At 30.2% G+C, this 12,880-nt stretch carries 8 protein-coding genes; 7 read left to right on the top strand and 1 reads right to left on the bottom strand.

What is annotated here, in order from left to right; all coding sequences use genetic code 11:
• Position 1 precedes the first annotated feature (1 nt).
• From FS935_RS04745 to FS935_RS04720, 6 genes are all read left to right on the top strand, one after another.
• Positions 2-1,195 carry a glycosyltransferase gene (locus tag FS935_RS04745; RefSeq protein ID WP_146946406.1) on the top strand — a complete coding sequence of 398 codons (1,194 nt, stop codon included), beginning with the start codon at positions 2-4 and terminating at the stop codon, positions 1,193-1,195.
• Between the two features lie 55 nt (positions 1,196-1,250).
• A complete protein-coding gene (locus FS935_RS04740) occupies positions 1,251-2,498 on the top strand; it encodes a glycoside hydrolase family 88 protein (RefSeq protein ID WP_146946405.1) in 1,248 nt (415 codons plus the stop codon).
• A 27-nt stretch (positions 2,499-2,525) separates the two neighbouring features.
• Entirely contained in the window at positions 2,526-3,413 is an 888-nt protein-coding gene (locus FS935_RS04735; protein WP_146946404.1) for a glycosyltransferase family 2 protein, read from the top strand.
• A gap of 56 nt (positions 3,414-3,469) precedes the next feature.
• Entirely contained in the window at positions 3,470-5,023 is a 1,554-nt protein-coding gene (locus tag FS935_RS04730; protein ID WP_146946403.1) for a lipopolysaccharide biosynthesis protein, read from the top strand.
• Between the two features lie 118 nt (positions 5,024-5,141).
• Positions 5,142-6,284, top strand: coding sequence for a glycosyltransferase (locus FS935_RS04725; protein ID WP_158638536.1), 1,143 nt, complete (start codon positions 5,142-5,144; stop codon positions 6,282-6,284).
• A gap of 218 nt (positions 6,285-6,502) precedes the next feature.
• The gene (locus tag FS935_RS04720) at positions 6,503-6,757 is read left to right on the top strand and encodes a hypothetical protein (RefSeq protein WP_158638535.1); all 255 of its coding nucleotides are present in this window, start codon (positions 6,503-6,505) and stop codon (positions 6,755-6,757) included.
• 991 nt (positions 6,758-7,748) lie between these two features.
• On the opposite strand, the gene FS935_RS04715 is transcribed toward FS935_RS04720, so the two are convergent.
• Positions 7,749-11,135, bottom strand: a complete 3,387-nt coding sequence (locus FS935_RS04715; RefSeq protein ID WP_146946400.1) for a chitobiase/beta-hexosaminidase C-terminal domain-containing protein — start codon at positions 11,133-11,135, stop codon at positions 7,749-7,751.
• Between the two features lie 559 nt (positions 11,136-11,694).
• On the opposite strand from FS935_RS04715, the gene galE reads away from it, so the two are divergent.
• Positions 11,695-12,723 carry a UDP-glucose 4-epimerase GalE gene (gene galE / locus FS935_RS04710; RefSeq protein ID WP_146946399.1) on the top strand — a complete coding sequence of 343 codons (1,029 nt, stop codon included), beginning with the start codon at positions 11,695-11,697 and terminating at the stop codon, positions 12,721-12,723.
• Positions 12,724-12,880: the final 157 nt, after the last annotated feature.

The following is a 12,880-nucleotide window of genomic DNA, read 5'->3' as shown; positions in this document are numbered from 1 at the left end:
CATGAAAAAAAACTTGTTATTTGTGATGCCGAGTTTAGCAGCCGGAGGAGGAGAAAAGAGCTTAGTAAATCTATTAGCTGAAATTGATTATGATCTTTATAATGTAGATTTGTTTTTATTTAATCATGAAGGGTTATTCATGGAATTATTGCCGAGGCAGGTAAAAGTTTTACCATTACCCGAAACATATAGAATTTTTAGTCAACCTTTGTTAAAATCCATTCTTAAATTAGGTTTAAAAGGAAAACCTGTTATTGCATTTAATAGAGTATTGTTTACCTTAATGAATAAAAAAGTTAAGGATACATCTAAAAAAGAGCAAGGCAGCTGGAAATACTTATCTAAAGCATTCAGTGTTTTGGATAAAAAGTATGATACTACTATAGGATTTTTAGAAAAGTCATCTACTTATTTTTGTATAGATAAAGTTATTTCTTCACAAAAAATAGGGTGGATTCATAATGATTACGATAAATTAGGAATGGATCCTAAAATCGATAGACATTATTTTAGGAAGCTAGATCATATAATAACAGTCTCTAAGGAATGTGCAGCTGTTTTAAAACAAAGATTTCCTGATGAAAGTGAAAAAGTAAAAATTATCTATAATATTGTATCACCTTTAATGATAAATTCATTGGCAAATTATAAGGAATCAGGTTTACCGGTTAAAATGGATAATGAAATAAGTATTTTGACAATTGGTAGGCTACATTACCAAAAAGGTTATGAGTTTGCTATAAATGCTTGTAAAAATCTTGTGGAAAAAGGTTACAACATAAAATGGAACGTAATAGGTGAGGGAGATGAACGGGGGAAATTAACAAAATTAATAGAAAAATTTAATTTAGAAAAACATTTTTATTTGTTAGGGTTGAAATCAAATCCTTATCCGTATATTAAACATGCAGATATTTATGTCCAAACTTCAAGATATGAAGGTAAGTCAATAGCTATAGATGAGGCAAAGATATTAAGTAAACCAATCATCATTACCGATTTTAGCACAGCCAAAGATCAAATCACACATAATGAAAATGGACTTATTGTAGCAATGAACGAAAAAAGTATCGCTGAAGGTATAGAAAAAATGATAACAAATAAAGAGCTGAGAAATAAGTTAACCAGTAATTTATTGAATCTAAATTTAAGTACACAAGCTGAAGTGAAAAAACTTTATAAGCTATTAGGTTAGAATAAAAGGTTAAAGTGTCTATACTTTTACTTATAAAATGAGAGGATATTTATAAATGATATTTGATATTCTAATTAGTATTAGCTGTCTTTTTATTCTCATAGTAATAACAATGGATGTATTTCCGAGTATTACAAATTGGGTTTTGAGGTTGCGGATAGGGAGATATAGAGATAAATATAAATGGAATAATGTCATTACAAAAAAAGGTGGAGATTGGCTTTTACGCACTCCAAAAATTAAAGTTACTGATAACACTAGATTAGTATTTATTGATATCTTAAAGGGAAACTATTCGAATAATGCAATACAACACTGGCAAGAAGCTTCACTACTTCTTGGTCTTTCTGAGTATTTGAAAGTTAATAAAGATAGAGAGATTGAAAAAGCAGTAATAAAATATTTAAATAAAAAATTTGATGAAAATGGAAAATGGAGAGCTGTTCCTAAGTATATTGATGGAGCTATTTTAGCTTATGCGATTATGAAATTAGACTTTATTAATAAGGATCATTATAAAGAAGCATTTGATGAAATATGGAAGTTAATAATAGACCATGTTGGGAAAGATGGAACAGTTGAATATAGAAGTTTTATGAAAAGCTATCGATATGTTGATACTATTGGATTCATCTGTCCATTTTTAATAAGTTATGGAAAACGATATAAAAGAGATGAGTGCATAGAATTAGCTATTAAACAAATTTGTGAATTTGAAAAGTATGGAATGTTGTGTGATTATTTTATTCCATGTCATGTATATAAAATTGAAAATAAAATACCACTTGGTATGTTTGGATGGGGTAGAGGACTTGGCTGGTATGCTATAGGTCTTATAGATTCATGGAATGAACTAACTGAATATCCAGAATATAAAAAAATGTTAGAAAAAAGTGTTAGAAGATTTGCTACTACTGCAATGAACCTTCAACAAGAAAATGGTAGTTGGAATTGGTGTGTTACACGGAACGAAAGTAGGCCAGATTCTTCAACTACAGCAACATTAGGGTGGTTTTTAGTAAATGCGGCAAAAATAAAGGATATATCGGATGAGTGTTTAGCTAGTTCTAAATGTGCTATTGAGTACTTAATGAAGGTAACTAGAAGAAATGGCGCTATTGATTTCTCACAAGGAGATACAAAAGATATAGGTGTTTATTCTACATTATTCAACATTCTTCCTTTTACTCAAGGGTTTTCTATTAGATTTATAAATTATTATCATAGAAGGATTAATAAATCTAATAATATTATAATTGAAGGTATAAATGAAGAAAAAGATTTATTAAAGAAAACCGTATGAGAAATTCTTAAGAAAAGGAGTATTTAATTGAAAATCACTGTGTTTACTCCAACCTATAACAGGGCTTTTATAATAGAAAAGTTATATAGATCGCTACAACAACAAACATACACTAATTTTGAATGGTTAGTGATCGATGATGGATCGATGGATTCTACAGAAGAATTATTTAAGTTATGGACTAAGGATAATAATTCTTTTAGTATTAGATACTTCAAGGTTGAAAACGGTGGTAAACATCGGGCAATTAATAAAGCAACTGATTTAGCTAAAGGTGATCTGTTTTTTATTGTAGATTCTGATGATTATCTGATTGATGATGCATTAGAGTCCATAATTGAGTGGGAGAAAACTATTGAGAATAGTGAATTCTTTTGTGGGATTTCTGGTAATAGAGGAAAAAGTAGATCAGATTATATTGGAACTTCATTTAATGGAGAATATATAGACGCTTCCTCTCTTGAACGAAACAAATGTAACATTACAGGTGACAAAGCAGAAGTTTTTTATACTAATATAATTAAGAATTATAAATTTGATGAGATTGAGGGAGAGAATTTTATAACGGAAGCAACAGTATGGGATAGACTGGCTTATGATGGTTATAAAATCAGATGGTTTAATAAAACAATTTATATTTGTGATTATTTAGAGGATGGATTAACAAACAATATGGAAAGAATTTTTTCAAATAATCCAACAGGAACAGCAATTTATATTAAGCAACAAATTAAATACTATAAATGTAATTTAAAAGGTAGGTTTTCTTACTATCACCTTTACTATGAATTTGTAAAAGGTAGATTAGGTGTTGTTCAAATTGCAAAATATTTAGAGATAAAGACATTAACATTGTTAACAGCAATTTCTTTGGTTAAATGTAAAAATCTTTTGTTGAAAAAAATTAATTTATAGAAGCTCATAATCAAAGAGTTGATTATGGGCTTTTTATATTATAAATGGAGTAAAAGATGAGAACTAAAAATTCTTTAATGAATATTGGTGCCGGATTAGCAAATCAAATTATTATTACCCTATTGAGCTTTGTATCGAGAACTGTTTTTATAAATACCTTAGGTGTTGAATACCTCGGGATAAATGGGTTATTTACAAATATATTATCTATGCTAACAATTGCTGAGGCTGGTTTGGGTGCAAGTATTATGTATAGCCTCTATAAGCCTGTAGCAGAAAATGATTATCACAAAATAAGTGTCTTAATGAAGTTCTACAGAAATACATATATGATCATAGCATTAGTTATTTTAATCCTAGGCTTATCAGTTATGCCATTTCTTGATTTATTTGTTCAAGATACAAATGTTGAAAATCTTTACTTTATTTATCTTATTTTTCTACTAAACACGGTAGCTCCTTATTTTTATATACATAAAAACTCGTTTTTAAATGTTTGTCAGAAAGGTTATATTGTAACGGGTATCTATTCAATTTCTTCAATACTATCTATTTTAATAAAGATAGCTATTCTTCATTATACACACAATTATATTCTATACTTAATGATTGAAAGTATCATTACAATTATTAATTCTATTGTTTTAGCTATGATTGTAAATAAAATGTATCCATATTTAAAGAATAAGATAAAAGGTAAATTAGATAAAGAAACAAGAAAAGGTATTACAAAAAATGTTAAAGCAATAGTGATCCAAAACATTGGAAACTACTTAATTTTTGGAACAGATAATATTATAATATCATCATTTGTAAGTGTGGCCGCGGTTGGTCTATATTCAAACTATAATATGTTGATTGAGATTTGTAGAACTTTTACCTATCAGGTTTTTCATAATATATATCATAGTGTAGGGAACTTAGTTGCTAAAGAAAGTGTTGAAAAAATATATAGCGTATATAAAACATATCAGCTTGTTAGTTTTTGGCTTTATTCAACATTCGCCATTCTCTTATTGATTGTACTAGAAGATTTTATAACACTTTGGATTGGTTCTAAGTATCTCATGGAAGAAGGCTTAATATTGATACTAATCATTATATTTTATGAAAGGGGTATGAGGAATTCTATTTCTACAATAAAAACTACAGCTGGTATTTTTCATGAAGATCGATTTGCACCTCTTTGTCAGGCGGCAATTAATTTAATAATCTCAATTTTATTTGTTCAGCGTTTTGGGATTTCGGGAGTATTTATAGGTACATTAGTAAGTGTATTAGCTGTTCCTTTTTGGACTACTCCATATTTAGTATATAAGAAAGTTTTTTATCACCCCGTTAGTAAGTATTTTTTAAAATATACTTTTTTTACTTTTGTTGGAATAGGTACTTATTTCATAACAAACTTCATATGTAACTATATTCCAGTTGGAGATTTATTAAATTTAAGCTTAAAAGCTTTGGTATGTTTGATCGTTCCAAATATAGTTTATATATGTATTTTTTATAAGACGGAAGAATTTAGGTATTTATCCAATATTTTAAGAAATATTGCAGGAAAATTGATTGGTAGTTTGAATGCAAAGAGAAGAATTAGAAATGCAGGTTAGTTAAAGTTTATCTTATTAAATAGATGCTGCTGGAATATAACTAACTCTAATATTGGAAAAAAGTTTATCAATCTTCATAAATAATTAAAGATAAATGCAATATGAAAGATGTGATGATATGAAAAAGAAAGTAGCTTTTTTTATTGAGTCTATGGTGGTTGGTGGAGCAGAGAAAGTCCTTATTGACCTTGTAAATAACTTAAACCCAAATAAATATGAAATCACTGTTATTTCATTATTTAAGAAAAGTATCTATTCTGATTACTGTTTTCAATTTGATGAGGAATTTAAGCATCATGTCAAATATAAATATTTAATTGACAATACTAGTATTCTGCGATATCAATTCTTTAATTATTTATATGCACATTTATCAAAGCGTAATATGTATCGTTATTTAATAAAAGATGAATTTGATGTTGAAGTAGCTTTTTATGAGGGATGGCCGACGGAATTTGTAAGCTATTCGACCCAAGATAGTTATAAAATAGCATGGTTACATACAGATCAGAAAAGGTTGTATGAGAATTTGTTAACAAGCAAAATAGAAGAAAAGAATAGTATATACCGAACCTTTAATCAGGTAGTAGGAGTTTCCGAGGGAGTATGTAAATCTTTTATCAATATTTTCCCAAATTCTAAACCTCAATGTATATATAATCCTCTTCAGGATGAATTAATTTTCAATAAAGCCCAAAAAGAAGAAATTAAACGTCAAGACGTAACTCAATTTGTTACAGTTGGGCGCTTGATAACCGTAAAGGGATATGAAAGGTTGATTTCTGCATTGGCGAAATGTAAAAGAGAGGGATATTCATTTGGTTTATGGATGATTGGGGATGGAGAGAACCGAGAACAGTTAAAAGAGATGGTGGAACGATATCAATTGGACGAGGAAATTCAATTTTTGGGGCAAAAAAACAATCCGTATCCATATGTCAAGGCTGCAGATTGTTTGATTTGTTCATCTTATGCGGAAGGTTTAAGTACAGTTGTGATTGAGGCAATTATATTAGGAAAACCCGTAATTACTACTAATTGTTCTGGGATGGAGGAGATATTTGGTTCTATGGAATGTGGATATATATGTGAAAACAGTGAAGAAGGACTGCAACAAGCCTTAAAAAAAGTTTTGGAAAAACCTAATGATTTAGGATATTTCCATAAACAGGCACTGCAACGTAAAGTATTTTTTTCGTTAACAAATAGAATGGCTGATGTGGAGTTGTTACTAGACGGAGTAGCTTTTAAAAATTATTAATTTGCAGATCCTAATTCAAGGGTGCTGCATTGAAAAAATTTATTAAGATGCGTTACAAGCAAGAATATATTTTTAAAAGGAAATGTAAAACTTATATATTTTATAAAGAATAAATTTTATAAAAAAGGAAGTTTTTATATATAGATAAATTTAAATGTTCTTTGTATATTTCAAAAAAGAGTGTAGCTCATATTAGTCAGATACTGACCGGTTTCCTTTTGCTAAAGAAACAAAATGTAATTGATCTAGAAATAAATTATGTAGACACTTTACCCGCATTATCTTTTGTTGAAGTAATAATTAATGAAAAAATAAAAATTGCATACGATATGCAGGATGGGTATTTATTGGGTAAAGAAAAAACAGATAATTACATTGAAAAGTTGGATTTTTATTTTAAACGAAGTTTTAATAATGAGATTCATTCAAATAATAAAAAAGCATCATCCATCATTCCTCTAGGATTGAATTAGCATGTTTCTATAAGAGGAAATGTAATCGATAAGCCAGTAGGTGTTAATTTCAATACGAAAGTAAAATGGTATATCAAAGAAATATTTAAGAAAAATTATCACCAGCAATTTTATGTAGAGAAGTTTGAGGACAAGTCGAAAGAAACAAATAAACAACCCCATATATTATTTTCAGCTAGGGTTTGGAATCCAAATGGTGAAGAAGACGAACCTAAATTATCAAATGCAGTGAAGGAGGAACGGGAAAATATAAATACAATGCGGGTCACCTGTATTAGACAATTAAAAGAACATTTTGTGGAAAATTTTATTGGTGGTTTAGCGCCTACAAAATTTGCAATTGAAAACTATTTGGATTGTATTTTAGATGAAACTATGACTGATCGAAAGAACTATATTTGATTAGTCAAAAAGGCAGATATCTGTATTGACTCAGCTGGTCTTCACAAGTCAAATGGATGGAAACTTGGAGAGTATGTAGCTGCAAGTAAGGCGATTGTTTCTGAGGAGCTATATTATACAGTACCGGGAAATTTCTTAGTTAATAATAATTATCTTGAATTTAAAAATGCAGATCAATGTTTAGCAGAAACAATCAAATTAGCAACAAACAAGGAACTTTTGTATCAAATGAAAATAAATAATCATTATTACTATAATAATTATCTAAGGCCAGATAAACTTATTTATAACAGCCTATTGATAGCCACTCAAAGTGAGAAGTTTGTTTGTATAAATAAGTTGAGTCAAAGATAATAAACTACCAGTATAATAAAAGAGCAAATGTTAATTATTTTGGTGTGTAGATTATTTTTTGCTTGCTGAAAGAATAAACTAGTAGAAAGAAGCTTCCTTTTGCAGACTTTAAATTTAGGTCTGATAGGTGTTAATTTATTCTATATAAGAGTAATATAAAGGAGAATAAAGTCCTCCTTTATATTTACTAAAAAGGTAAAAACTAAGCAAACAATTAAGTTTATTTCTAAAATTTTCATATAACGATATTATTAAAAATATCATAAACTTTATAGCTAGCCCCACTATGATGAATACCTGTAGAATAAGATGCGGAATTAGTTAAAATATTTCTAGCTAACACAGAATCACCCTGTGTCTTAAAATCATTAGTGAAAGAACCTTTACCATCAAATACATTATTAAAAATTCTAAAATTTTGCGTTCTGCTCCATACCGTCATTGTTGATTTATTAAATGTATTATTAACTGCGGCTAAACTGCCGCCAGCACTGAAAATAACTCCTATTTTAGAGTTAAAGGTATTATTCATTAAGATATCCCCTACCATGTGCTCCCATCCATCTTCCCAGTCAACATCACAACTAGGCATTCTGCCACCATTATTTGAAAATGAATTCCCTTCTATCATCCAATTTTGTCCACCGGTCATAGCAAGACCTGTGCTAAAGTTATTCTCAAAAGTACAATTTCTAATATAACAATTTCTTGGCATCCCCATTGTTCTTATAAAAGCTACAGCACCATTAAAGTCAGTATCTCCTGAGGATGGAGTTGTTTCTTGATAAATAACAATTTTAGCGTATTTTGCATTTGATGGTTTTGGATAGTTATAGTATTGCAAATTATACATTTGTGCTTCAAGATGGTTATAATGTGAATCATAAAAATGAATCGAATATAATCTTGATCTTAAATGGGGATATCCATGGTAGCCTTGAGTATACCCTAGTAAATAATATTCACCTAAACCAGAGACATCCATGTATTGATTATATCTATAATAATTAGCTGTCTTACTATTATCGATATTTCCGTTTTCATCAATATTCCCCGGCTCAAAATTATATCGACTAACAGAAATACTTTGAGTGGTTTTTCCCATATACCTATTTCTTAGTGTTCCGGTAATCACATTGAAGCCTGGAGATTTACTAAAAGTGCAAGATTCAAATCCTGTGTTTAGACAATCATCGATCAATACACTTAAACAACCTTCTACAGAATTTTGAATGGTTGTTGAATCTCTTTCTCCATATACATGCGCCCTCATTAATTTTGTGTTTTTAATATTGGTAAAATAAAACATTTTATACCCTTTATCAGTCAATTCACTAAGTTCAATATTTAGTGTGGAATCACCGAAATCAATAATTAGATCTGATGGGGGATAAATAGTTCTTACAGCAGGGCTAATTAAATATGTGCCTTTTGGAAAAACAATTTTCTTATAACCATTAGAAGCAGCGTAATCCAATGCATTTTGGATACCTTGAGTTGTATTTGTAGAATCTTTATTATCTAATTTTATTGAGTAATCCATTGGATGAACATGATAAATTTCTGTTTCTGACAAAGATTTTTCAGTATTATTAACAACGGTTATATTGAAGCTTTCAGAATAAGTTCTTGTTGCATCATAAGCAGTAAGTGTCACAGTTCCTGGGGATACGCCCTCCACTACTCCATATTGAACTCTAGCTATACTAGGGTCAGAACTTTCCCAAATGACAATATTATCATAAAAAATATCATACAAAAGACCACTGGACAATGCTGTAGCCATGACAACAAAGCTTTCCCCGACCTTAAGGTTGTGTGTTTTTCGATTAATCGACATCCCAACAATATTTCTTGAAGATGAAGGAGGACTCACAACCTGTCCCCCGACTGTCACATTTACGTATTCTGTAAAGGTTTGGTTTTCATAAATTGCTGTTATGGAGACAATTGTTTCACCGTCTGCTATCCCAGTTAGTATTCCATTATCATCAACTGACACAAATCCTTCATTTCCACTTTGAAATGTAATGCTTAATAGTTCGGTAAATCGATAAGGTGATCCTTGAACGGAAAGGCGTTGACTTTCACCGGCATTTAGTTGTACGTTAGAAGGGTTCACTAATATTCCTTCCAGAGTTTCCTTGTTCTGATAAAAGTGGTAATTGTTTTTTACCTCATTGTCTGTAAGTTCACGATTGTAAATGACAAAAGCAACTAATTTTTCAGGAGCGGTGTTATGTCCTACATAATTTCTTCTTAATTGAAGTGGAGATAGAGCAATGGAATTAATATAGGATACAAAATCAGATGGAACAGGTCTAGGTCCATTTTGGTTAATAGCATCATTAATAAAAATGCTCGCGGTGTTATCTTCATTTATTCTTAATGTAAATACATTAACTGCATTAGAGCCGATTGGATTGACCGACTCTTGATAACTTTGACTATTTCCATTGTTGTCAACAAACCAAAAGGAGTCTATACTCCTAGTTCCTTCACTACCATCAGTTTTTTGGTATTTAGTAAATGAACCTGATTTTGCGGAAGTAAACTTCCCATCCTCAGTTTTCCAGTGTGATCCATTCGTATCATAACTAATCATTTGAATCGTAAAACCACCATTTAACTCGATTAATTGATTTAATGGACTTGTATTAGTAGTAATTTGAACATAGTCCTGTATTTGCAGTAATAACCCTTTATTATCTACATACCCATCAGTTGAACCATCATGAGTAACTCCTATTAAGGTAGCTTCAATATTATTAACCTTATCAGAAATTGTATTTGAAGTTACACCAGCTTTATTTGTAAAGTCATAGTGTAGAATAAGCCCATCAGTAACGATTCCAATTTTCGTATAGGTCACTGTTTGAATAGAACTTTCATTTCCAGCTGTATCTTTTGCAAAGGCTTTTACAGTTGTGGTTTCCGTAAGGGTAAACGCTTCTGAATAAACTGGGCTAGAAGTAGAGGGTTCAGTACCATCTATAGTGTAATAAATGTTTGCCGATTCATCGGTCGTCATTGATATAGTTTTAGTCTCAGAAAAAGTTCCACCAGATGTAATTGATAAATTAGGAGGAGTGGTATCTTCTGCTGCAGTAGTAAAAATTAACTCTGTTCCTGTTGATTGATTTCCAGCACTGTCTCTAGCTACTACACGAAATCTATACTCCGTTTGCTGTGTTAAACCTGTTACTTCCATACTTGTATTTGAAACGGAAGCTAGAAATTCGCCATTTTGATATATATCATACTCTACTACATCATTAGATGAAGACGGAGACCAAGATAAAGTTAATGAGGAAGCTGTTACATTACTAACAGATAAATCAGTGACTTCATCTGGAGGAGTAGTGTCATGTTCAGTTCCATTAAAGGGTGCTGACACTGTAGCTCGATATGGGACATTTGATTGAATTGTCACAGTTTTAAATGGAGTGAACTTTCCATCAAATGTTTCCTTCGCTTTAATGGAAATGGTTATACCATGGATTGTAAAAGTAAGGTCAGTCGAATCATCATCATTTGTAATTTTAAAGCCCATCATTTCCTCTTCATATGTTTTAGTCATATTAGAAGATCCTATGAAAAAGTCTTTTACTACTAGAATCATTTTCTCATCATCCTATATAAACTCAAAGTTAAGATTACCTTTTGATACACTTTGATTAACACTTCCTATCATATAAAAATTAAGACAATACTTTCCTCTTACATATAAGGATACTAATATTAATTTTTTCATTTATAACATATGATGTTTGTAACATAAACGGTTGGACATTTGAAAATAATTTAAAAATTAGGAAAATACATTGAAGTATATATAAAAACATAGTAATATGAAAGTGTGTTCACTATTGAGAACAAATTGAAAGTGAAGTAAGATATTTAGTACTTAGTATAATCCTTCTATACATTCGTAGTTCATTATTAAGAATAATTAAGGTTGGATAAAGGAATTGAAAGTTTATTTTTAAAATTAGAATTTAATAACAATATGTTTTTTAAAATTAGACTATTATTGAAGTTTTAATTAGTTATTCTATAACTATAATGATATTTAAAGATTATAGATTTCCACATTTATTATAAGTAATGTAAGAGCAATGTTTTGTTCGTTGTAATGTTCGAAAAGTTATTACTAAATACTAACCTAAGGAGATAGATAAATGACTATTTTAGTAACAGGGGGAACAGGATATATTGGTTCCCATACATGTGTACAGCTACTATCTGAAGGCTTTGATATTGTGCTTCTAGATAACTTTTCAAATAGTAAACCAGAAGTATTAGACAGAATAAAAGAAATAACAGGAAAAAGTCTCAAATTCTACCATGCCGACCTACTTAATAGAGAAGCTTTGGTAACCATCTTTAGGGAAAACGATATTGATGCTGTCATCCATTTTGCTGGACTTAAAGCTGTAGGAGAATCTGTCTCCATACCTTTAAATTACTATCATAATAATATTACAGGAACGATAAATCTGTGTAGTGTAATGGAAGAATTCGGGGTTTATAATTTGGTGTTTAGCTCGTCGGCAACAGTTTATGGAATACAAAACTATGTCCCATTACATGAGGACCTCCCATTATCTACGACAAATCCTTATGGGAAGACCAAGTTAATGATTGAGGAAATACTTAATGATCTCTATGTCTCTAATAATAACTGGAGCATTGCTTTACTTAGGTATTTTAATCCAGTTGGTGCCCATTCTAGTGGTCGTATAGGAGAAGATCCTAATGGAATTCCAAATAACTTAGTACCATATATCACGCAGGTTGCTATTGGGAAATTACCCGAACTTAAAGTGTATGGAGATAATTACCCTACTAAAGATGGAACCGGAGTGCGAGATTATATTCATGTTGAAGATCTTTCTGAAGGGCATTTAAAAGCTTTAGAAAAAGTTATGATATCTACTGGGATAAATGCTTATAACCTTGGAACAGGTATCGGATATAGTGTACTTGACATGATTAATACATTTTCTAAGGCATGTGGAAGAGAAATTCCATATAAAATTACTAACAGAAGACCAGGAGATATTGGTGAAAGTTTTGCGGACCCTACAAAAGCTGAAAGAGAGTTAGATTGGAAAGCTAAAAAAGATCTTTTTGAAATGTGCTTAGATTCATGGAGATGGCAAGTTAACAACCCTAATGGATATGAAAGCAGAGTTACCATATCTTAATAGTCTTATAAAGATTAATTTCTACTTATCAAAATTAATAATAATTAAAAACATATCGATCAGAACAACTAAGGGAATAGGAAATTAAAGGTATAAGATTATAATGTCCTGTGAGTTGGTGAAGAATTGTTTAAAATAAAATTGACATCAAAAACTC

Origin of the sequence: Metabacillus litoralis (assembly GCF_007994985.1) — a bacterium.
Classification (GTDB): domain Bacteria; phylum Bacillota; class Bacilli; order Bacillales; family Bacillaceae; genus Metabacillus; species Metabacillus litoralis.
Note: the sequence above shows the minus strand (reverse complement) of the source record. Positions and strands in the feature narration are given on the sequence as shown.